This window comes from Nocardioides carbamazepini, assembly GCF_024614185.1.
Lineage (GTDB): Bacteria > Actinomycetota > Actinomycetes > Propionibacteriales > Nocardioidaceae > Nocardioides > Nocardioides carbamazepini.
Window position 1 is genome coordinate 602,000 of sequence record NZ_JAHTLF010000013.1, and the last position, 22,292, is coordinate 624,291.

The 22,292-nt window shown below is 71.2% G+C and carries 18 protein-coding genes and 2 tRNA genes; 7 read left to right on the forward strand and 13 right to left on the reverse strand.

Annotated features, from left to right (window positions below):
- Positions 1-42 precede the first annotated feature (42 nt).
- On the forward strand, positions 43-2,676 hold the full coding sequence (gene valS, locus KVF89_RS09760; protein WP_257425221.1) for a valine--tRNA ligase: 2,634 nt from the start codon (positions 43-45) through the stop codon (positions 2,674-2,676).
- A gap of 72 nt (positions 2,677-2,748) precedes the next feature.
- Here the strand turns inward: valS and clpX are convergent, their stop codons facing one another.
- From clpX to KVF89_RS09775, 3 genes are all read right to left on the reverse strand, one after another.
- Positions 2,749-4,035 carry an ATP-dependent Clp protease ATP-binding subunit ClpX gene (gene clpX / locus KVF89_RS09765; protein WP_257425222.1) on the reverse strand — a complete coding sequence of 429 codons (1,287 nt, stop codon included), beginning with the start codon at positions 4,033-4,035 and terminating at the stop codon, positions 2,749-2,751.
- A 121-nt stretch (positions 4,036-4,156) separates the two neighbouring features.
- Positions 4,157-4,762, reverse strand: coding sequence for an ATP-dependent Clp protease proteolytic subunit (locus KVF89_RS09770; protein ID WP_257425223.1), 606 nt, complete (start codon positions 4,760-4,762; stop codon positions 4,157-4,159).
- An 11-nt stretch (positions 4,763-4,773) separates the two neighbouring features.
- Complete coding sequence (locus KVF89_RS09775) at positions 4,774-5,379, reverse strand: ATP-dependent Clp protease proteolytic subunit (protein WP_257425284.1); 606 nt, start codon at positions 5,377-5,379, stop codon at positions 4,774-4,776.
- 171 nt (positions 5,380-5,550) lie between these two features.
- Here KVF89_RS09775 and KVF89_RS09780 point away from each other — a divergent pair, with 171 nt between their 5' ends.
- Positions 5,551-6,975 carry a PQQ-binding-like beta-propeller repeat protein gene (locus KVF89_RS09780; protein WP_257425224.1) on the forward strand — a complete coding sequence of 475 codons (1,425 nt, stop codon included), beginning with the start codon at positions 5,551-5,553 and terminating at the stop codon, positions 6,973-6,975.
- 93 nt (positions 6,976-7,068) lie between these two features.
- Here the strand turns inward: KVF89_RS09780 and KVF89_RS09785 are convergent, their stop codons facing one another.
- The 8 genes from KVF89_RS09785 to KVF89_RS09820 form a co-directional block, all read right to left on the reverse strand.
- A complete protein-coding gene (locus KVF89_RS09785) occupies positions 7,069-8,238 on the reverse strand; it encodes an esterase/lipase family protein (RefSeq protein ID WP_257425225.1) in 1,170 nt (389 codons plus the stop codon).
- Between the two features lie 122 nt (positions 8,239-8,360).
- Positions 8,361-9,743: a trigger factor gene (gene tig, locus KVF89_RS09790; protein WP_257425226.1), complete on the reverse strand. Its 1,383-nt coding sequence runs from the start codon at positions 9,741-9,743 to the stop codon at positions 8,361-8,363.
- A gap of 92 nt (positions 9,744-9,835) precedes the next feature.
- A tRNA-Pro gene (locus tag KVF89_RS09795) sits at positions 9,836-9,908 on the reverse strand.
- Between the two features lie 39 nt (positions 9,909-9,947).
- Positions 9,948-10,018, reverse strand: a tRNA-Gly gene (locus KVF89_RS09800).
- Between the two features lie 118 nt (positions 10,019-10,136).
- A complete protein-coding gene (locus tag KVF89_RS09805; protein ID WP_257425229.1) occupies positions 10,137-11,243 on the reverse strand; it encodes a PP2C family protein-serine/threonine phosphatase in 1,107 nt (368 codons plus the stop codon).
- Positions 11,183-12,061 carry an Fpg/Nei family DNA glycosylase gene (locus KVF89_RS09810; protein ID WP_257425230.1) on the reverse strand — a complete coding sequence of 293 codons (879 nt, stop codon included), beginning with the start codon at positions 12,059-12,061 and terminating at the stop codon, positions 11,183-11,185. Before KVF89_RS09810 ends, KVF89_RS09805 begins: the two co-directional genes overlap by 61 nt.
- The gene (locus KVF89_RS09815; protein WP_257425232.1) at positions 12,061-12,567 is read right to left on the reverse strand and encodes a ribose-5-phosphate isomerase; all 507 of its coding nucleotides are present in this window, start codon (positions 12,565-12,567) and stop codon (positions 12,061-12,063) included. Before KVF89_RS09815 ends, KVF89_RS09810 begins: the two co-directional genes overlap by 1 nt.
- A 78-nt stretch (positions 12,568-12,645) precedes the next feature.
- A complete protein-coding gene (locus tag KVF89_RS09820) occupies positions 12,646-14,013 on the reverse strand; it encodes an NAD(P)H-quinone dehydrogenase (protein WP_257425233.1) in 1,368 nt (455 codons plus the stop codon).
- 44 nt (positions 14,014-14,057) lie between these two features.
- Between KVF89_RS09820 and KVF89_RS09825 the strand changes: the two genes are divergently transcribed.
- Genes KVF89_RS09825 through KVF89_RS09835 form a run of 3 tightly spaced genes read left to right on the forward strand, consistent with a single transcriptional unit; the run spans position 14,058 to position 16,548 of the window.
- Positions 14,058-14,927, forward strand: coding sequence for an ABC transporter substrate-binding protein (locus KVF89_RS09825; RefSeq protein ID WP_257425235.1), 870 nt, complete (start codon positions 14,058-14,060; stop codon positions 14,925-14,927).
- Entirely contained in the window at positions 14,924-15,790 is an 867-nt protein-coding gene (locus KVF89_RS09830) for an amino acid ABC transporter permease (protein ID WP_257425238.1), read from the forward strand. The genes KVF89_RS09825 and KVF89_RS09830 overlap by 4 nt, the downstream gene beginning before the upstream one ends.
- Positions 15,790-16,548, forward strand: coding sequence for an amino acid ABC transporter ATP-binding protein (locus tag KVF89_RS09835; RefSeq protein WP_257425239.1), 759 nt, complete (start codon positions 15,790-15,792; stop codon positions 16,546-16,548). The genes KVF89_RS09830 and KVF89_RS09835 overlap by 1 nt, the downstream gene beginning before the upstream one ends.
- Positions 16,549-16,562: 14 nt before the next feature.
- On the opposite strand, the gene KVF89_RS09840 is transcribed toward KVF89_RS09835, so the two are convergent.
- Together KVF89_RS09840 and lpdA are read right to left on the reverse strand one after the other, a co-directional pair.
- Positions 16,563-17,390, reverse strand: a complete 828-nt coding sequence (locus KVF89_RS09840; RefSeq protein WP_257425240.1) for a hypothetical protein — start codon at positions 17,388-17,390, stop codon at positions 16,563-16,565.
- A 4-nt stretch (positions 17,391-17,394) separates the two neighbouring features.
- Positions 17,395-18,795, reverse strand: coding sequence for a dihydrolipoyl dehydrogenase (lpdA, locus tag KVF89_RS09845; protein WP_257425241.1), 1,401 nt, complete (start codon positions 18,793-18,795; stop codon positions 17,395-17,397).
- 237 nt (positions 18,796-19,032) lie between these two features.
- On the opposite strand from lpdA, the gene KVF89_RS09850 reads away from it, so the two are divergent.
- Entirely contained in the window at positions 19,033-20,802 is a 1,770-nt protein-coding gene (locus KVF89_RS09850) for a flavin-containing monooxygenase (protein WP_257425242.1), read from the forward strand.
- A 100-nt stretch (positions 20,803-20,902) separates the two neighbouring features.
- The gene (locus tag KVF89_RS09855; RefSeq protein ID WP_257425244.1) at positions 20,903-22,054 is read left to right on the forward strand and encodes an ABC transporter substrate-binding protein; all 1,152 of its coding nucleotides are present in this window, start codon (positions 20,903-20,905) and stop codon (positions 22,052-22,054) included.
- Positions 22,055-22,292: the final 238 nt, after the last annotated feature.

Consider the following 22,292-nt stretch of genomic DNA (forward strand, 5'->3'; position numbering starts at 1 on the left):
CCGGTTGAAGCCCGGACAGCAGGTCGCAATAGGCTGGGAACCATGACCGAGCCCGCCAGCACGCAGACCCCGGACCCGACGAGCGACGCGACCCGCGCCGTCGTCGTACCGGACAAGCCGGCGCTGGAGGGCCTCGAGGAGAAGTGGGCCCAGCGCTGGAAGGACGCCGACACCTACGGCTTCGACCGCACCCAGCCGCGCGAGAACGTCTACGCGATCGACACGCCGCCGCCGACCGTGAGCGGCAGCCTCCACGTCGGCCACGTCTTCTCCTACACGCACACCGACCTGATCGCCCGCTTCCAGCGGATGCAGGGCAAGTCCGTCTTCTACCCGATGGGCTGGGACGACAACGGCCTGCCCACCGAGCGCCGGGTCCAGAACTACTTCGGCGTGCGCTGCGACCCGTCGCTGCCGTACGACGCCGACTTCACCCCTCCTGAGAAGCCCGACCCGAAGCGCCAGATCCCGATCAGCCGGCCCAACTTCATCGCCCTGTGCGAGCAGCTCGTCGAGCAGGACGAGAAGGTCTTCGAGGACCTGTGGCGCACCCTCGGCCTCAGCGTCGACTGGAACACCACCTACACGACCATCGGCACCAAGGCGCAGACCGTCAGCCAGCGCGCGTTCCTGCGCAACCTGGCCCGCGGCGAGGCCTACCTCCAGGAGGCGCCGACCCTGTGGGACGTCACCTTCCAGACCGCGGTCGCGCAGGCCGAGCTGGAGGCGCGTGACTACGCCGGCGCCTACCACCGGGTGGCCTACCACAAGCCGGACGGCTCCCCCGTGCACGTGGAGACGACGCGGCCCGAGCTCATCGCCAGCGCCGTCGCGCTGATCGCGCACCCCGACGACGAGCGCTACCAGGACCTCTTCGGCACCACGGTCACCTCACCCGTGTTCGGCGTGGAGATCCCGGTGCTGGCCCACCCCGCCGCAGAGAAGGACAAGGGCGCCGGCATCGCGATGTGCTGCACCTTCGGCGACCTCACCGACGTCCAGTGGTGGCGCGAGCTGCAGCTGCCCGTGCGCACGGTCATCGGTCGCGACGGCCGATTCCTGCGGGACACCCCGGAGTGGCTGTCGAGCGAGACGGCCGCAGCGGCGTACGAGGACCTCCAGGGCAAGACCGTCCACTCCGCGCGGGAGGCGATGGTCGCCAAGCTCAAGGAGACCGGCGACCTCGACGGCGACCCGAAGCCGACCCAGCGGATGGCGAACTTCTACGAGAAGGGCGACAAGCCGCTCGAGATCGTCTCCACCCGCCAGTGGTACGTCCGCAACGGCGGTCGCGACGGGGAGATCCGCAAGCAGATGCTGGAGCGGGGCAGCGAGATCGAGTGGCTGCCGCCGCACATGAAGCACCGCTACGACAACTGGGTCGGCGGCCTCAACGGCGACTGGCTGGTCTCGCGGCAGCGTTTCTTCGGCATCCCGTTCCCGGTCTGGTACCCCCTCGACGCCGAGGGCGAGCCGGACTACACGCGGCTGCTGCTGCCCACCGAGGCCGAGCTCCCCATCGACCCGTCGACGCAGGCGCCGACCGGCTACACCGAGGAGCAGCGCGGCAAGCCCGGCGGCTTCGTCGGCGATCCCGACGTGATGGACACCTGGGCGACCTCGTCGCTCACCCCGCACATCGCGGGCGGCTGGGAGTCCGACCCCGACCTGTGGTCCCGGGTCTTCCCGATGGACCTGGCCACCCAGGCCCACGACATCATCCGGACCTGGCTGTTCTCGCGCGTCGTGCGGTCGCACTTCGAGAACCAGGTCGCGCCCTGGTCGCACGCGATGATCTCCGGCTTCATCGTCGACCCCGACCGCAAGAAGATGTCGAAGTCCAAGGGCAATGTCGTGGTGCCCAACGAGATCCTCGACAAGTACGGCGCCGATGCGGTGCGCTGGCGGGCCGCCATCGCCCGGCCCGGCCTGGACTCGCCCTTCGACGAGACCCAGATGAAGGTCGGCCGCCGGCTGGCGATGAAGGTCCTCAACGCCTCGAAGTTCGTGCTCGGCAGTGTCGGCGCCACCACGTTCAGCGCGGCGTCGGTCAGCCAGCCGGTCGACACCGCGCTGCTCGGCCGCCTCGCGGGCGTGGTCCGCCGCGCCACCGAGGCGTTCGAGGCGTACGACTACACGACGGCGCTCGAGGTCAGCGAGAAGTTCTTCTGGGAGTTCTGCGACGACTACCTCGAGCTGGTCAAGGAACGCGCCTACGCCGGCGACGGCGACGCGTCGTCCTCCGCGCAGGCCACACTCGCGTTCGCACTGCAGGTCCAGCTCCGGCTGCTCGCGCCCTTCCTCCCCTATGTCACCGAGGAGGTCTGGTCCTGGTGGCAGGAGGGCTCGGTGCACCACGCGCCGTGGCCGACCGTCGCCGAGCTCGGCTCGCCCGCCGCCTCGGACGGCTCCCTCATCGACGCCGTCTCGGGCGCCCTGTCCGGCATCCGCGGTGCCAAGTCCGCCGCCAAGGTGAAGATGCGCGCGCCCCTGGCCCGGGTCGAGGTCACCGGTCCCGCCCGGCTGGTCGACGCCGCCGAGAAGGCCGCCGACGACCTGCGCCGCAGCGGCAACGTGGTCGGCGAGCTGGTGTTCACCGCCGCCGAGGACGCCACCGAGCTGACGGTCACCGCCGAGATCGCCCCGGAGCCGGCCGCTCCGTCCGCCGAGGGCTGAGCGCGACCGACGTACGACGCGGAAGGCCCCGGGGGATCCCCCGGGGCCTTCCGCGTCAGGCGCGCCCAGCTGTCAGGCGGACTTCTTCTTCTTGGTCTCGCGCAGCACCAGGGTCGGCGCGACGTCGTCCAGGACGACGTCCTCGGTCACCACGACCTTCTCGACATCGCCACGGCTCGGGACGTCGTACATCACGTGGAGGAGGACCTCCTCGATGATGGCGCGCAGACCGCGGGCGCCGGTGCCGCGCTCGAGAGCCTTGTCGGCGATCGCGGCGATGGCACCGTCGGTGAACTCGAGCTCGACACCGTCGAGGTCGAAGAGCTTCTTGTACTGCTTGACCAGGGCGTTGCGCGGCTCGGTGAGGATCTGGACCAGGGCGTCCTGGTCGAGCGGGCTGACGCTCGCGATGAGCGGAAGGCGGCCGATGAACTCGGGGATCAGGCCGAACTTGGTGAGGTCCTCGGGCCGGACCTGGCCCAGCAGGTCCTCGGCGGCCCGCTCGGCCTCGCCGCGCGGCTCGGCGGTGAAGCCCAGGGACTTCTTGCCGACGCGCTGCTCGACGATGTGCTCGAGCCCGGCGAAGGCACCACCCACCACGAACAGGATGTTGGTGGTGTCGATCTGGATGAACTCCTGGTGCGGGTGCTTGCGGCCGCCCTGCGGCGGCACCGAGGCGGTGGTGCCCTCGATGATCTTCAGCAGCGCCTGCTGGACGCCCTCACCGGAGACGTCGCGCGTGATCGACGGGTTCTCGGCCTTGCGGGCCACCTTGTCGATCTCGTCGATGTAGATGATGCCGGTCTCGGCCTTCTTGACGTCGTAGTCGGCGGCCTGGATCAGCTTGAGGAGGATGTTCTCGACGTCCTCGCCGACGTAGCCGGCCTCGGTCAGGGCCGTGGCGTCCGCGATGGCGAACGGGACGTTGAGCATCCGGGCCAGGGTCTGGGCGAGATACGTCTTGCCGCACCCGGTCGGGCCGATGACGAGGATGTTGGACTTGGCCACCTCGACGACCTCGTCCTTGCTGTGCTTGCCCGAGGCGCCACCGATGGCCTGGACGCCGGCCTGGACCCGCTTGTAGTGGTTGTAGACCGCGACCGCGAGGGACTTCTTGGCCTGCTCCTGCCCGATCACGTAGGAGTTGAGGAACTCGAAGATCTCCTTGGGCTTGGGCAGATCGGCGAGCTCGACCTCGGAGCCCTCGGCGAGCTCCTCCTCGATGATCTCGTTGCACAGGTCGATGCACTCGTCGCAGATGTAGACACCCGGACCTGCGATGAGCTTCTTGACCTGCTTCTGGCTCTTGCCGCAGAACGAGCACTTCAGCAGATCGCCACCGTCACCGATGCGTGCCACGGGTCCTCCTCACAATCGAACTCCCCGACCGTACCCCCTGCCGCGCCCGGGTGGGAGCGTGACACGAGGGGTACGTCGGGCTCATTCGTCGTCGGTCTCGGTCGTCGGGGTCCGTCCGGACTCAGACGAGGGCGGGGGTCTTGAGGGACTCGAGCACCGAGTCGATCAGGCCGTACTCGACGGCCTGTGCGGCCGTGAGGATCTTGTCGCGCTCGATGTCGCGGCTGACCTGCTCCAGGTCGCGACCGCTGTGCTCGCTGATCATCGTCTCCAACAGCTCGCGCATCCGCAGGATCTCGTTGGCCTGGATCTCGATGTCCGAGGTCTGGCCGAAGGTGCCCTCGGTGTAGGGCTGGTGGATCAGGATCCGGCTGTTGGGCAGCGCCAGGCGCTTGCCCTTGGTGCCCGCGGCCAGCAGGATCGCCGCGGCCGAGGCGGCCTGCCCCAGGCAGACCGTCTGCACGTCGGGCTTGATGAAGCGCATCGTGTCGTAGATCGCGGTGAGCGCCGTGAAGGACCCCCCGGGACTGTTGATGTAGATGTTGATGTCCTGGTCGGGGTTCATCGACTGGAGGCAGAGCAGCTGGGCGATGACGGCGTTGGCGACGTCGTCGGAGATCGGCGTGCCGAGGTAGATGATGCGCTCCTCGAACAGCTTGGCGTAGGGGTCGATCCGACGGAAGCCGTAGGAGGTGCGCTCTTCCCACTGCGGGATGTAGTAGTTCATGCCTGCGTTCCTCAGTCCTTCTTGTGGGCCGGACGACCCTCGTCGACGGCGTCCTTGGCGCTCTTGACGACCTTGTCGACCAGGCCGTACTCGAGCGCCTCCTGGGCGGTGAACCAGCGGTCCCGGTCGGCGTCCTCGGTGACCTGCTCCACCGTCTGACCGGTGTGCTCGGCGATGAGGTCGAGGAGCACCTTCTTGATGTGCAGCGACTGCTGCGCCTGGATCTTGATGTCGGAGGCCGAGCCGCCCATGCCCGACGACGGCTGGTGCATCATGATCCGCGCGTGCGGGAGCGCGTAGCGCTTGCCCTGGGTGCCGGCGCAGAGCAGGAACTGCCCCATCGAGGCGGCCAGGCCCATGCCGACCGTCGCGACGTCGTTGGGGATGTAGTTCATGGTGTCGTAGATCGCCATGCCGGCGTCGACGGAGCCACCCGGCGAGTTGATGTGGAGGAAGATGTCCGCCTCCGGGTCCTCCGCCGAGAGCAGCAGCAGCTGGGCGCAGATCGCGTTGGCGTTCTGGTCGCGGACCTCGGAGCCGAGGAACACGATCCGCTCGCGGAGCAGCCGGCTGTAGATGTTGTCGTCGAGCAGGTTGAGACCGGCTCCACCGTTCATCTCGGGCCCACGCGCGGGGCCAGCGGAAAACTGAGTCACGCGGTTGACACTAGCCGGAGCGGGAGACAGAACCACGCGTTCGGCACCGCTGTTCGCCGACAGCAGATTTGTCGTCGTGCGCCCACCGGTAGCCTGCCGGGAGCGCAGCGCCCGACCGTCCCAGGAGGTCCCATGTCCGCGGGTTCACCCACCGGCCGGCTGGTCGCCGCCCTCACTCTCGTGACGGGCCTGGCGCTCGCCGCCTGCGACGGGGGCGGGGACGACCCCGATCGACCGGACGACGGCACGGCGAAGCCCACGGTCGCCGCGGCGGCCGTGCTTCACGACCCGGAGCGGACCTGGGAGCTGCGGGCCGCCGACGTCGTCCCGAACGGCAGGTTCGCGCCGCTGGGACCCGTCGGCGACGACGAGGTCGCCGGTCCGTCGGCCGTCGCCGTGGGCGACGTGCTGGTGGCGGCGGTGGCCGACGAAGGCGCCAAGGGTGCCGACGAGGGTGCCGACGACGCAGCGCCGCTCCTGGTCGGCGTCTCCGGGGACGGGAAGGTGCTCTGGCGCGGCAAGGACTTCGGAGCCTGCTGGACACCGGATCACGCGTCCCTCTACTGCACCCGGGGCAACGCGCTGGTCCGGGTGAACCCCGAGTCGGGCGGCGCCGGCGCCGGCGCCGACGTGGCCGTGGCCCCCGGCAGCGCGCCGGTGCTCGACGACGGCGTCCTCTATGTCGTCGTGACGCCCCCGGGTGCCGACGAGAGCGCCTATCCCCCGCCGTTCGCGGTCGCGGCCCTCGACGCGATGACGCTGACGAGCGTGTGGCCGGACGGACCGGCGGCCGTCGAGGAGCTGGCCGGGCTCGGTGCCGGGTCGCCGGCCCTCGACCTCAGCGGCGACCACGTCTCGGTCGCCGCCTGGAAGGACACCCCGTCCGGCCAGGCCGACGCCACCCAGTTCGACCTCGACCGGGCGACCGGCGCGGTGCTCGGCAGCTCCCATCTCGGCAAGGGCGCCTTCCTCGACCGCCCCTGGACGGTCCGCCGCGGGTTCGGCAACGACAAGATCGAGGTCTCCCGCGACGGCCAGGTCCTGTTCCAGCAGGCCGGCCAGCCGTGGGACAGCCAGGACGACCGCCTGGTCTCCCCCGAAGGTCGGCTCGGGGTCGGCTCGACCCTCTACGACGTCACGACCGGCGACCCGGTCTGGGAGCGCCCGGACCTCGGCGACGAGCTGTCCGGCTGGCGCTGGACGGCCGACCGGGCCCAGGTCGCCGTGACCGGCTTCGACACGAAGGCCGGGAAGATGACCACGACCTACCTCGACGCCGCCACCGGCGCGACGCTGTGGTCGGGTCCCGGCAGCGACGTCGCACCGACGGAGACGCCCGACGCCCTCCTCCAGGTCGAGACGGACTTCGAGTCCTCCTGGCTCGTCCACGCCATCGACCGGGCGTCCGGCGACGTCGCCTGGACGAAGGACGTGTCCGAGGTCGGCCGTGCGGGCAACAAGTCGGGGCTGCCTCTCGGTGGGCCCTACGTGTCGTCCGGCACGGTCTGGGTGCTGGGCGCGACCACGCTCGTCGGGTTCACGGACTTCCCCGGCTAAGCCCTCGGGGCGCGGCGGGCCCAGCTTGCGTCGTACCGGACAGATCCGTCGTGAATCAGGCGGATGCGCGACCGATTCGTCCGGTACGACGGGTCAGGCCAGCCAGCGCCCGAGCGCGGCATGCACCTCGGGGTGGTTGAGCAGTCCGAAGTGGTCGGTGCGGCCGAGGTGGAGGATCTCGGCGCCCGGGAACAGGTCCGTGCCACGTCGGTCACGGCCGACGGCCGAGCGCGGCGTGACGAGCAGGTCGCCGACGGTCTGCGCCACCGGATGACGCGGCGAGCGGGTGAGGGTGGCCGAGACCAGCCGGTACCGCGCATGGGGCAACGGGGGTACGTCGTGGGCCAGGCCCTCGATCAGGTCGTGGATACCCGGCGCCTGGCGGTCGATGATCCGGCCGAAGGCGGCGACCTCGGGGGCACGGGCGAGGGTGCGGCTGGCGTGGTCGGCGCCGACCGCGAACCACGACCCGAGGTGCGGGGTGCCGAGCGTGATCACGTCGCTGACCAGGTGGGTCCATGGCGCCGGGTCGTCGCCGTCGGCGACGACCGCCGACGAGGCACGCAGGACCAGACCGCCAAGAGAGTGGCCGACGAGCGCGATCCGGGTGACCTCCGTGGGCCAGGAGTCGACGAGCCGCTGCAGCAGGGACGCGAGCGCCACGCCGTTCTCGCGCAGCGCCAGGCCGGTGTTGGCCCGCAGGTAGACGGGCGTCCAGCCGCGCCCCGCCAGGCTCTCGCCGTAGGTCGTGCCGAGCCGGTCGCGGTGGCGGCGCCAGTAGTCCTCGTTCTCGCACAGGCCGTGCAGGAAGACCACGAGCCGGCCGGTGGCCCCGGGGAACGCGGCGGCGACACCGTCCGGGGTGAGGGTCACGTCACGGCCGTCGCGGCGCACCGCCATCGTGATCGCCAGCCGCGGCCGGTCCCGGCGCAGCTCCTCCCCGATCAGGCCGTTGACCGCCGCGTTGACGAACCGGCCGCGCGGCCCCTCCTCCAGCGCCGGCCCGGCCCCGGCCTCGGCCAGCCGCGCCAGTCCGGCGCTCGCGCCACGGAGCGAGAGCCCCAGGGCGCCGTACACGAGACCGGCGACGCCGCGGTGCAGGGCCTCGGCCGGGAGCCCGGCCGGGCCGACGCCACGGCGTACGACGTCGTGGGCGCGGCGCGAGATCGCGCCGTGGGTGTCGCGGGCGGTCGTCACGACCAGGTCGTCGACCACCGCGGTGGCCAGGGCCAGGGCATCGACGACGGTCGGGGCAGTGGTCACGCCGGACAGGCTAGCCGATTGAGTGCACATGCGTACACTCAATCGGCGTTGAGAGACTCAGCACGCACCGCGGCCCCCGGCTCCGGAGAGCTCGGGGGCCGCGGCGGCGTGCTGTGGGGCGATCAGGCCTCGACCGGGGCCTCGTTCTCCTCGTCGGCATCCTCGTCGGCCGGCTCGCCGATGGTGCCGTCGGCCTGGAGGTTCTTCAGCTCGAGGACGTTGCCGGAGCCGTCCTTGACGGTGGCGCCCTCGACGAGGACCTGCAGCGCCTTGCCGCGGCGGATCTCCTGCACCAGCTCGGGCACGTGGTTGTGCTCGAACATGTGGTTCACGAACTCCTGCGGGTCCTGGCCGGACTGCTGGGCGCGACGCATCATGTGCTGGGTCAGCTCGCTCTGGTCGACGCCCATCTCCTCCTTGTCGGCGATCTCGTCGAGGAGGAACTGCGCGGCGACGGCGTCACGCACCCGGCGCTCGAGGTCGGCCTCGAACTCGTCCTGGGTCTGCGACTCGTCCTCGAGGTACTTCTCCAGCGTCATGCCCGCCATGACGAGCTGCTGCTCGAGGTTGGCGCGACGGGCGTTGAGCTCCTCGGTGACCATCGACTCGGGCAGCGGGATCTCGACCTTCTCGAGGAGCGCCTCGAGGACGGCGTCGCGGGCGGCCGCGGCCTGCTCGAGCCGCTTGCCGCGGGTGAGCCGCTCGCGGACGTCGTCGCGCAGCTCGTCGAGGGTGTCGAACTCCGAGGCCTCCTGGGCGAAGTCGTCGTCGAGCTCGGGGAGCTCCTGCTCCTGGACCTGGGTGACCTTGACGGCGACCTCGACGTCCTGGCCGACCAGGTCGCCGGAGACGAGCTGGGTGGTGAAGGTCTTCTCCTCGTCGACGGCCATGCCCGTGAGAGCCTCGTCGAGGCCGTCGATCATGCCGCCGTTGCCGACCTGGTAGGAGAACCCGGAGATCTCGGCACCGTCGACGACCTCGCCGTCGTTGGTGGCGACCAGGTCGATGACGACGAAGTCGCCGTCCTGCGCCGCGCGCTCGACGTCGATGAGGGTGCCGAAGCGCTCACGGAGCGCGTCGACCTGCTCGGCGACGTCCTCGTCGGCGACCGCGAGGTCCTCGACGCTGGCCTCGAGGCCGTCGTACGCCGGGAGGTCGATCTCGGGCTTGACGTCGACCTCGGCAGTGAACTCGAGCGCGTCGTTGTCCTCGAACTTGGTCACCTCGATCTCGGGCTGCGCGAGCGGGGTGAGGTTGTTCTCCTGCAGCGCCTCGACGTAGGCCTTGGGCAGGACCTCGTTGACGGCCTCGTCGAGGACCACGCCGCGGCCGACCTGGCGGTCGATGACCTGGGGCGGGACCTTGCCGCGGCGGAAGCCGGGGACGTTGATCTGCTTCGCGATCTTCTGGTACGCCGCGTCGAGGCTCGGCTTGAGCTCCTCGAAGGGCACCTCGACGGTCAGCTTGGCCCGGGTCGGGCTCAAGGTCTCGACGGCGCTCTTCACAGGTGTTCTCCTACTGTCAGTGGGTGGTGCGCGGGCCGTGGGGCGCCCGCCTCGATCGGGTTGATCGGGGTTGATCTGTCGGCGTTGGTCGGTCGGGGCGACAGGACTCGAACCTGCGGTCTCCTGCTCCCAAAGCAGGCGCGCTAGCCACTACGCTACGCCCCGCGGAACGGCCCGCCGATCGAGCTGCCGGGCCGCACTTCGAGGGGATGACGGGAATCGAACCCGCGTAATCAGTTTGGAAGACTGAGGCTCTACCATTGAGCTACATCCCCGGACGTCCGGCCGCGCTCGCACACGGCCGATGACCACGCGCAATCGTGCCACACCGGCGGGTGCCCGCCCCAACCGAGGCCGCCACCCGGACCTTCGCCGCCGTCGCGGCTGGCGAACCTAGGGGCGCCGGTGGACCACCAGCATCGCGCGGTCGTCGCCGGGCGAGCCGACGGCGCCGACGAGACGCCGGGCCAGGCCGTCCCAGGATCCGCGCAGCAGCGACTCGGCCTCCCCCATCATGTGGTCGATGCCGAGGTCGATGTCGCGCCGCGGCTCCTCGACCATGCCGTCGGTGTAGAGCAGCAGGCTGTCGCCCGGCGCGAGCCGGCCGTGGTGGCAGTCGAACTCCGCGTCGTCGACGATGCCGAGGACCGGTCCCTCGGGGCGCAGCGGCTTCCAGCGGCCCGACCCCGCCTCGCGCTGCAGCGCCGGCGGGTGGCCGGCCGAGCGGAGCTCGAAGGCACCGGTCGTCAGGTCCACCGAGACGTGGACGGCGGTCGCGAAGCCCTCCTCCCAGGAACGCTGGAGGAGGTAGTCGTTGGCGGCCGGGAGGAAGCGGTAGGGCGGCAGCGCCGCGACCAGGCCGCCCATCGCGCCGGAGAGCTGCAGTGCGCGGGTACCGGCGGCCTCGCCCTTGCCCGAGACGTCGACGACGACCAGCTCGATCCGGCGGCCGCGGTCGGCCGCGGTGACGACCACGAAGTCGCCCGCGAACGGCGAGCCGCCCGCCGACGAGAGCGCCGACTCGACGAGCCACTCCTCCGGCAGCACCGGGATCTCGCCCTGCGCGAGGATCCGGTCGCGCAGGTCGACGAGCATCGACTGTCCGCGCAGCGGGCCGACGCCGAGCTGTCCGCGTCGCAGGGACATCACGATGACCAGCAGCGCGATCGCCGCCATCGCGCCGAGTGCCGTGGCGATCCGCGGGGAGAGATCGTCCTGGACGACACCGCCGGCGACCAGCATGAGCAGGATGTAGCCGGCGAACCAGGTGAGCACCCGGCTGCTGAGGAAGAGGATGCCGAGAACCAGCGGCAGGAAGATCAGGTTGACCGGGACGTCGACGGGCTCGAACCAGATGCCGAGCACCACGACGGTGGCGAGCACGCCAAGGACGATCGCGAGGCCGACGTCGGTCAGCACCCACCGCCGGCCGGCGCCCATCATCGCGATGCCCGGGAGCGACCGGCACGTGATCGGAAGGCCGGCTGGCAGCGCGCGCACCAGAACAGGTTGCGGCCGCCGAGGACCTCGGTGCGGACCGGGCTCCCGCAGACGTGGCACGGCTGGCCGGTACGGCGGTAGACGTAGACCTCGCCACCGTGGTCGTCGACCCGCGGCGCCCGCCCCATCGCGTCGGGAGTGTGCTCGGGCCGGACGGTGTCGATCCGCCCGGTCTGCACGCCCTCCCCCATCAGCACGACCAGATCGTCCCAGATCGCACGCCACTGCGTGCTGCGAAGCGTGCGACCCGGTCGCAGCGGGTGGATGCGGTGCCGGAAGAGCACCTCGGCGCGATAGACGTTGCCGACCCCGGCGAGGACGCCCTGGTCCATCAGCAGGGTCCCGATCGGCGCCGTACTCCTGCTGATCCGAGCCCAGGCGCGGTCGGGGTCGCCGTCGGCGCGCAACGGGTCGGGCCCGGAGCGGGCGACGACCGCGGCGCGCTGGGCCGCGGTCTCGAGCGCGCAGGTGGTCGCGCCCCGCAGGTCGCCGTACGCCGCCGGGCGGGTCGGGGTCGCCGGACGGACCAGGCGCAGCCGCACCTGCCCGATCGGCAGCGGCACCTCGGTGCCGGGCTCCAGGTCGTCGTGGACCGCGAAGGTGCCGTAGAGCCCGAGGTGGACGTGCACGAACCGCTCACCCTCGAAGCGGACGAACAGCTGCTTGCCCCAGGCCTCGGCGTCGATGAGCAGGGCACCGTCGAGCTGGGCCGCCGACTCGGCGAAGCGGCCCTGGGGGCTGCCGACGTGCACGCGGCTCCCCCCGAAGACCGCGGTCAGCTCGCCGGCGAGGCGATGGAGGGTGTGACCCTCGGGCATCAGGCCCGGCCGTGCCCGAGAGCGGACTCGGGCAGGGGCGGCAGCGCGCCGGTGGTCTCGTACGACGACAGCTGGCCGATGCGCCGCACGTGGCGCTCGTCGCCGGGGAACGGGGCGGCCAGGAAGACCTCCACCAGCCGCGTCATCTCCTCGAGCGTGTGCATCCGGCCGCCCACGGCGACGACCCAGGCGTCGTTGTGCTCGCGGGCCAGGGTGGCGGTCTGCTCCGACCACGCCAACGCGGCCCGGATGCCCTCGACCTTGTTGGCCGCGATCTGCTCGCCGTTGCCGGAGCCGCCGATCACGACGCCGAGGCTGTCGAGCCCCGCCTCGCGGTCGGCGCGCACCCCCTCGGCAGCGCGCAGGCAGAAGACGGGGTAGTCGTCGACGGCGTCGTAGACGAACGGGCCGTGGTCGACCGGCTCGTAGCCGTGCTCGGTCAGCCAGCCGATGAGGTGGGACTTGAGCTCGAGACCGGCGTGGTCGCAGCCGAGGTGAACGCGCATGGCGCGATTGTCGCAGGTGGGACGTGGGGCGGGTGCGTCGGCCGTGGTGCGGTTTCACCACTCGCCAGGACCGACCGATCAGACACGGTGGAGGCGGCGGGCGGCCTCGGCGATGGAGCCGCTGATCGACGGGTAGACGGTGAAGGTCTGGGCGAGCTGGTCGGCGGTGAGCCGCTCGGTGACGGCCAGCGCCATCGGGTGGATCAGCTCGGAGGCACGGGGCCCCACGACGACGCCGCCGAGCAGACTGCGGGAGCCGGGCGCGACGAAGAGCTTCACGAAGCCGTCGACGATGCCCTGCATCTTCGCGCGCGGGTTGGTGGCGAGCGGCTGCACGACCACCTCCGCGAGCACCTCCCCGGCGTCGACCTGCTGCTGGGTCACGCCGACCGTGGCGATCTCGGGCGACGTGAAGACGTTGGAGGCCACCACCCCGAGGTCGAGCGGCTGGACGGCGTCGCCGAGGACGTGCGCCATCGCGATCCGGCCCTGCATGGCCGCGACCGAGGCGAGCATGAACACGCCGGTGCAGTCGCCGGCGGCGTACACGCCGGGCACGGAGGTCCGCGACACCCGGTCGACCTTGACGAAGCCGCCGTCGTCGAGCGCGACGCCGGCCGCCTCCAGCCCGATGCCGCCGGTGTTGGGGACCGAGCCCAGCGCGAGGATGCAGTGCGAGCCGGTGACCTCACGGCCGTCGGCCAGCGTGACGGTCACGACGTCTCCCGCGCGGGAGACCGACTGCATCCGCGAGCGCGAGAGCACCGTCATGCCGCGGCGGGTGAGCACGTCCTCCAGCACCTGGGCGGCGTCCTGGTCCTCCCCGGGGAGCACGCGGTCGCGCGAGGACACAAGGGTCACCGCGATGCCGAGCGACTGGTAGGCGCTCGCGAACTCCGCGCCGGTGACGCCGGAGCCGACGACGATCACGTGCTCGGGCAGCTCGGCGAGGTCGTAGACCTGCTCCCAGGTGAGGATCCGCTCCCCGTCCGGCTGGGCCGTCGGCAGCACCCGTGGGGTGGCTCCGGTCGCGACCAGGATCGCGTCGGCGTCGTACGCCGTCTCGGTGCCGTCCGCCGAGGTGGCCACCACCCGCGCCGGGCCGTCGAGGCGGCCGCGGCCGTGGACGACGCTGACCCCCTCGCGGACCAGCCGGCTCCCGATGTCGGCGGACTGGGCGAGCGCCAGCGCCTTGACCCGCGCGTTGACCCGGGCGAGGTCGACCCGGGGTGCCGCGACGTCGATGCCGAGCTCGCCGGCCTCGCTGAGGTCGGTCATCACCTCAGCCGTCGCGATGAGCGTCTTGCTCGGCACGCAGTCGGTCAGCACCGCCGACCCACCGACCCCGTCGGAGTCGACGACCACGACCTCCGCCCCGAGCTGGGCGGCCACCAGGGCCGACTCGTAGCCACCGGGTCCCCCACCGACGATCACGACGCGCGTCATGGCCGCCATTCTTGCAGCGCGGGCCCGGCCCTACGATTCCTGCCATGCGCCTGACCCGAGTCGTGACCCCCGTCGCCGCCGTCCTCCTCGCCACCGCGGTCGCCGCCTGCGCCCCGGCGGAGGACGAGCCCGAGCAGAGCGGCAAGAGCGCCGGCGCCGACGAGTGCGCCGTCGCCGACCTGCCGCTGGTGCAGGACGGCATGCTGACCATCGGCACCGACTCCCCCGCGTACGAGCCGTGGTTCGTCGACGACGACCCCACCAACGGCGAGGGCTTCGAGTCCGCCGTCGCCTATGCCATCGCCGAGGAGCTGGGCTTCTCGAAGGACCAGGTCGCCTGGGTGACGGTGCCCTTCAACAACTCCTACAAGCCCGGCAAGAAGGACTTCGACTTCGACATCAACCAGATCTCGGTCAACCCGGAGCGGGAGAAGGCGGTCGACTTCTCCGACGGCTACTACTCCGCCGCGCAGGCCGTGATCGTGCTCGAGGACAGCCCGGCCGCGAAGGCGACGTCGCTGGCCGACCTCGCGAAGTTCAAGATCGGTGCCCAGACCGGTACGACGTCGCTGACCGCGATCCGCGACGTGATCCAGCCCGAGCAGGACCCGCTGGTGTTCCAGAACACCAACAACGCCAAGCAGGCGATGCTCAACGGCCAGGTCGACGCGATCATCGCCGACCTCCCGACGGCGTTCTACATCAGCGCCGCGGAGATCGAGAACAGCACGCTGCTCGGCCAGTTCCAGTACGACGGCGGCGAGCCCGAGGAGTTCGGCCTGCTGTTCGAGCAGGGCAACGAGCTGCTCCCCTGCGTCAACGGCGCCATCGCCGCGCTCGAGGAGGCCGGCACGCTCGCGGACATCGAGCAGAAGTGGCTGTCCGACGTCGTGAGCGTGCCCGAGCTGCCGTGAGCACCGGCGCACCCGCGGCGGACTGGCGACCGAGCGAGCGCGAGCTCGCGCGGCGGCGTACCCGCTCCCGGCAGCGGCGGCATCGCGTGGTCGTCGCGAGCGCCGCGACCGTCGTCGTGATCGGCGTGCTGGGCGCGGCGCTCGTGCTCTCGCCGGGCTGGCCGAGAGTGCGCGCGACCTTCCTCGACCTGCATCACGCGAGGGAGTCGCTGCCCAGCATCGTCGACGGGTTCTGGCTCAACGTCCGGATGTTCCTGATCGCGGAGCCGCTGATCCTGGTCCTGGGCCTGGCGCTGGCGCTGCTCCGGCAGGCCCAGTCCGCCTGGCTGGTGCCGCTGCGGGGCCTCGCGGTGCTCTACACCGACGTCGTGCGCGGCATCCCGACCCTGCTGCTCGTGTTCCTCTTCGTCTTCGGCATGCCGGCGCTGGGCCTGGAGGGCATCCCGACCAGCATCTTCTTCTGGGCCACGGTCGCGCTCGTCGTCTCCTACTCCGCCTACGTCGCGGAGGTGTTCCGCTCCGGCATCGAGTCGGTGCACCCCTCTCAGCTCGCCAGCGCCGAGGCCCTGGCCCTGTCCCGGGCCCAGACGATGCGACACGTGGTCGTCCCGCAGGCGGTGCGACGCGTCGTACCCCCGCTGCTCAACGACTTCGTCTCGCTGCAGAAGGACACCGCGCTGGTCGCGTCGGTGGGCCTCTTCGACGCCCTCTTCGCCGCGGCCGACTACGGCAACTTCAACTTCAACTTCACCCCGTACGTCGTCGCCGCGCTCTTCTTCATCGCGATGACCGTGCCGCTGGCGCGCCTGTGTGACGTCCTGGCGCGGCGCCTGGCCCGGCGCGAGCGGGCAGGAGGACTGTGATGGCTCCGCTGCTGGAGGTCCGGAACCTCCGCAAGACCTATGCCCGGCACGACGAGCCGGGCCGCCGGGTGGTCCTCGACGACCTGTCCCTGAGCGTCTCCTCGGGCGATGTCGTGTGCCTGATCGGCTCCTCCGGCTCCGGGAAGTCCACGCTGCTGCGCTGCCTCGACCTGCTCGAGCCGATCGACGACGGCGTCATCGAGTTCCGGGGACGGGAGATCTCCGACCCGGCGGTCGACCCGCGCGTCGTGCGCCGGGACATCGGGATGGTCTTCCAGGCCTACAACCTGTTCCCCCACCTGAGCGTCCTCGACAACTGCACCCTCGCCCCGCGCAAGGTGCACGGGCTGTCCCCGGCCGCAGCGAGGGAGAAGGCGCGCGACCTGCTGGCGCGGTTCGGTCTCGACGAGCACGTCGACAAGCACCCCGACCGCCTCTCCGGCGGCCAGCAGCAGCGGGTCGCGCTCGTCCGGGCACTGTGCACCGACCCCGCCCTCCTGCTGCTCGACGAGATCACCGCCGCCCTCGACCCGGAGCTGGTCGGTGAGGTCCTCGACATCGTCCGCAGTCTCGCCGACGCCGGTACGACGATGGTGCTGGCGACCCACGAGATGGGCTTCGCCCGCGAGGTCGCCTCGCACGTGTGCTTCCTCGACGGCGGACGGATCGTGGAGGAGGGCACGCCCGCGCAGGTGCTCGGGACGCCGGAGCAGGCCCGGACCCGGGAGTTCCTGCGCCGGGTGCTGCCTCAGGCCTGACGGGCCGGCAACCCTCAGCCCCCGTCGGTGCCCGCGTAGACCAGGCTCGGCGCCGCGTACAGCTGGGCCTCAGTGACCGCCGCGATGTCCTCCGCGGTCAGCACGACCCCGGTGACGACCTCGCCCATCGCCAGGGCCACGGCGAAGGAGTCCGGGCCCACGACCAGGTCGCCCTCGAGGTCGTCCCAGACGAGGTCGAAGAGCGGTCGGAGCTCCGCGGGCACTCTCGCCGGGTCCTCGATGTAGACGTACTCGTCGTCGTCGAAGACCAGCGCCCCGCCCCGGGCGGCGCCGAACCGCTCGATCGCGTCGATGTTGGTCCGCGCCACCGCGGCGGCGCGGCCGTCGGCGGACAGCCTCCGGAGGGCGCCGAGCGCCGGGTCGCCGTACCCGGTGGGCTCGAACCCCAGGACGCCGCCCGGTACGTCGAGGAGCGCCCAGCCCGTCATGGTCAGCTCACCGGCCCACGCGTCCTCGATCGGGGCCTGGAGGTCGACACCCAGGACCTGCGCCACCTCCGCACGGTCGGCGCCGGCGACGACGAGCAAGGTGATCGACTCCGGATCGGGGATCGCCGCGACGACCTGCTCGTAGTGGGCGACCCGGTCACCACCCCCATCCGGCGGGGCCGAGGGGGAGGCCGGCGCCGAGCTCGTATCCGGGACGGGGCTGCCGGACTCCTTCACGGCGGGGTCGACCGCCTCATCGCTGCCGGCCGAGCAGCCGGACGACACGATGAGCGCACCGACGGCGATGAAGCAGAGCAGGTGGCGCAGCGGGCCGGACAGGAACGCACCGACCCCCGGCGCGCCGGAGCGGGACGGGGGCCGGACGGTGCTCATGTCGTCAGAGGTTGATCATGTGGCCGGCGATCCCGTGGATCGCCTCCTTGACCGCCTCGGACAGTGTCGGGTGGGCGAACACGTTGCGGCCCACCTCGTCGGCGGTGAGATCCCACTTCTGCGCCAGGGTGAGGGCTGGCAGCAGCTCGGTCACGTCGGGGCCGATCATGTGGGCGCCGAGGATCTCGTTGAACTCCGCGTCGGCGACGATCTTGACGAAGCCGACCGCCTCGCCCAGGCCCATGGCCTTGCCGTTGGCGGTGAAGGGGAAGGACGCGGTCTTGACGTCGTAGCCCTTCTCCCTGGCCTGCGCCTCGCTGTAGCCGAACGAGCCGATCTGCGGCTGGCAGTACGTCGCGCGCGGGACGAAGTCGTACTCGACCGGCATGGTCTCGGCGCCGGACATGTGCTCGGCCGCGACGATGCCCATCGCCTCGGCGACGTGGGCGAGCATCATCTTGCCGGTGACGTCGCCGATGGCGTAGACACCCTCGACATTGGTGCGGCAGTACTCGTCGATCGCGATGGCGCCACGGTCGGTGAGCGCGACGCCGGCAACGTCGAGGCCGTAGCCCTCGACGCGGGGCGCGAAGCCGAAGGCCGCGAGGAACTTGTCGGCCTCGAGCACCTGCTCGTCACCACCGGCGGCGGGGGCGACGCGGACCTTGACACCCGAGCCGGTGTCCTCGACCCCCTTGACGGCGGTGGAGGTGAGGACCTTCACGCCGAGCTTCTTGTAGTGCTTGGCGAGCTCCTTGGACACGTCCGCGTCCTCGGTCGGCACCATCCGGTCGAGGAACTCGACGATGGTGACGTCGACGCCGAAGTTCTTCATCACGTAGGCGAACTCGACACCGATCGCGCCCGAGCCGCCGATGATCATCGAGGACGGCACCGACTCGTCGAGGATCTGCTCCTCGTAGCTGACGATGTTCTTGCCGTTGACCTCGACGCCCGGCACCGTGCGGACCGTCGCGCCCGTGGCGATGATCAGGTTGTCGCAGGTGTACTCGGCGCTCGAGCCGTCGTTGAGCGCGACGGAGACCGCCTTCGGGCCGGTCAGGGTGCCCCAGCCGTCGATCTCGGTGATCTTGTTCTTCTTCATCAGGAAGTGGACGCCCTTGACGATGCCGGCGCTCACCTGGCGGGAGCGCGCGTGCGTCGGGCCGAACGACATCGTCGCGTCGCCCTCGATGCCGAACTTCGCCTTCTCGTGGGTCAGCGTGTGCGCGAGCTCGGCGTTCTTGAGCAGCGCCTTCGACGGGATGCAGCCGACGTTGAGACAGACGCCGCCCCAGTACTTCTTCTCGATCACGGCAACGGACTTGCCGAGCTGGGCGGCGCGGATCGCGGCGACGTACCCACCGGGGCCGGCACCGAGGACGAGGACATCGAAGTGGGTCACGGTGCCAGCGTAGTAGGGCCTCTCCCGGGTGCGACATGACGCTCGGCACAGCGCACACCTACTCATGAGTACGGCGCCCGGGGACGCCGTCGACGGGCGACACGGATGCAGATCGGCGGCGCCGATCGGTCCGGAAGCCCTTCCCCTGGACGTGTGACGTGTGCAACACTCCTGGCCGACCGAGCGATCGCTCGGTCGGACGATCCGGGCCGACGCGGCCCACAAGGAGGGACTCACGTGAGGGTGGACACCGACTCGTCTCCTGACGAGGTGACGGCGGCCTTCGCCGCCTGGCTCGCCGACTTCGCGGACGCGATGACGACGGCGGACACCGCCGCGACCGCGGGCCTGCTCGACGGGGGCTGCTGGTGGCGCGACCTCCTCGCGCTCAGCTGGGACCTCGGGACCTACCAGGGCACCGACAAGATCGCCGGGCTCCTCGACGAGCACCTGCAGCAGGCGAAGGTGTCCGAGGTCCGGCTGGTCACCGAGTTCGGCCCCCGGTTCGTTCCCGAGGACGGTGGCAGCGGCACGATCGAGGGCTTCTTCACCTTCGAGACGTCCGGCGCCTGGTGCCGCGGTGTGGCCCGCATCCGGCAGGGCGAGGACGGCTGGCGCGCCTGGACGGTCATGACCGGGGTCGAGGACCTCAAGGGCCACGAGCGGGCGCTCGGCAGCCGCCGTCCCACCGGGCCGCGGCACGAGGCGGGAGCCACGACGCAGCGCAACTGGAAGGACAAGCGCGAGGACGCGCAGACCTACACCGACCGCGAGCCCGAGGTCGTGATCCTCGGCGCCGGCCAGGGAGGCCTCGCCCTCGCGGCGAACCTGCGCCTGATGGGCGTCGACGCGCTCATCTTGGAGAAGAGCGAGCGGATCGGCGACGGCTGGCGTCGGCGCTACCACTCGCTGGTGCTGCACGACCCCGTCTGGGCCGACCACCTGCCCTATCTCCCGTTCCCGCCGTCGTGGCCGATCTACTCCCCCAAGGACAAGATCGCCGACTGGTTCGAGTTCTACGCCCAGGCGATGGAGCTCAACGTCTGGTGCTCGGCCGAGATGACCGACGCCACCTACGACGAGCAGGCCGGCGCGTGGACGCTCACCGTCCGGACCCCGGAGGGCGAGCGCACCCTGCGGCCGAGCAACGTCGTCCTCGCCACCGGCGCCGCCGGTGAGCCGCACGTGCCGGACTTCCCCGGGCGCGACGGCTTCCAGGGCACGTCGTACCACTCGAGCAAGCACAGCTCGGGCGGCAGCTGGGCCGGCAAGAAGGCCGTCGTGGTCGGCGCCTGCAACAGCGGCCACGACATCGCCCAGGACCTGTACGAGGCAGGCGCCGAGGTCACGCTGGTGCAGCGCTCCTCGACCCACATCATCAGTCAGCAGCACGGCATCCCGGCGATCTTCGGGGCCAACTTCACCGAGTCGGGCCCGCCGACGGAGTACGCCGACCTCCTCGCGAGCGCCTTCCCCTGGCCCCTCGTGCTCGAGGCCGCCAAGGAGGGCGTGAAGCAGACCGCCGAGAAGGACGCCGAGCTGCTGGCCTCCCTCGAGGCGGTGGGCTTCCGGCTCAACGACGGCCCCGACGGCACCGGGCTGATGGGCTTCGCCCTCGCCAAGGGCGGCGGCTACTACATCGACGTCGGCGCGTCCGGCCTGATCGCCGAGGGCAGGATCGGGCTCGCCCAGGGCTCCGGGCTGGCCGAGTTCACCCCATCGGGCATCAAGCTCGAGGACGGCCGCGAGCTCGACGCCGACCTCGTCGTCCTGGCCACCGGCTACTCGAACATGCGCGAGACCGCGCGCCGCCTCTTCGGCGACGGCGTGGCCGACCGCCTCCCCTCGGTCCTGGGGATCGGCGAGGACGGCGAGATCGGCGGGCTCTACCGCCGTACCGGTCAGCCGGGCTTCTGGTTCATGGGCGGTCCCCTGGCCTGGGTGCGGGTCTACGCCAAGCACCTCGCGCTCCAGATCACCGCCGACCTGAACGACGTGCGCTCCTGACCGCTCAGTTCCGCGCATCCCATGAGTCGGCTCGGGGGCTCTGGGCGAAAGCGACATCCCTGCCACCCGGCCGGGTCCGTCCCCCTCGAAGGAGAAAATGATGCAAGGCAGTAGAAAGGCCCGGGCCAAGGTCGGCCTCGTCGCGATCGTGGCCGGGCTCAGCCTGGTGACGGCCGCCTGCGGCGGTGACGACGGCGGCTCCTCCGGGGACGGCTCGTCCTCGGGCAAGACGCTCGTCTACTTCATGGCGCCCAACACCACTCCGACCCGCTACATCCAGCAGGACGGCCCGGACTTCGAGAAGGCCATGCAAGCCCTCGACCCCGACGTCGAGGTGAAGTTCGTCAACGGCGGCGGGGACTCCGCCACCCAGCTGTCCCAGGCGAACTCCGCGATCTCGGCCGGGGCGAAGGCCCTCGTCGTCGTGGCGGCCGACCCCAACACGAGTGCCGGCCTGCTCCAGGCGGCCGCGGCTGCCAAGATCCCGGTGATCGGCTACGAGAACCCGCCGCTCAACGGGCCGATGTACGCGCAGGTGATCTTCGACCCCTACAAGGTCGGCATCCAGCAGGCCGAGTACTTCAAGAGCCGGGTCGAGGCCGGCGCCTTCGGCAGCGGTGCCGTCGACCTCGCCCGCCAGTACGGCAACAAGGGCGACGTCTACACGACCGAGATGCTCCGCGGGCAGGACGAGATCCTGCAGCCGCTCATCGACGACGGCACCCTGAACGTCGTCTGCGAGGACTACATCAAGGACTGGGCGCCCGACAACGCCCAGAAGGCCGCCGAGCAGTGCCTGACCAAGACGCAGAACGACGTCGACGCCTTCCTGGGCTTCTACGACGGCAACGCGTCCGGGATCATCGCCGCGCTCAAGGGCCAGAAGGTCGAGATCCCCGTGTACGGCGGGCAGAACCCCGAGCTGACCGGTCTCCAGTACATGCTGACCGGGGACCAGGAGGACACCGTCCTCAAGGCGTTCTCCGTGGAGGCCGAGGCGGCCGCGAAGATCACGCTGGCCGCGATCAAGGGTGAGGACCCGCCGTCCGACCTGGTCCAGGACGAGGTCAACAACGGGACCGACGACATCCCGACCGCGAAGCTCGACACCACGCTGATCCACCTCGAGGACGGCAAGGACCCGGGCGAGATCGTGCAGCAGGCGGTCGACCTGGGCATGTTCACCTGGGAGCAGATCTGCGACGGCGGACCCGCCGCGAGCACGCCCACGTGCCAGGCGAAGGTCGGCTGACCGACCACGACCGGGGTGTGGGCCCCCCACCGGCCGGCCCCCCCCCCCCCCCCGCTGGGAACCCCAGCCCGCCGGACGGGGCGGCGCCCCCAGACACCCCACCCCCCAGCCCCGGGGGGGGCGTGGGGCGGGTTGACAGGGGGCGGCTGAGTTGGGGGGGGTGGGCGCGCGCCCCCGGGTGGGCCGCGAGGCCCCCCCCCGGGGGGGAGTCGGCCCGGGGGGGGGCCACCGCGCCGGC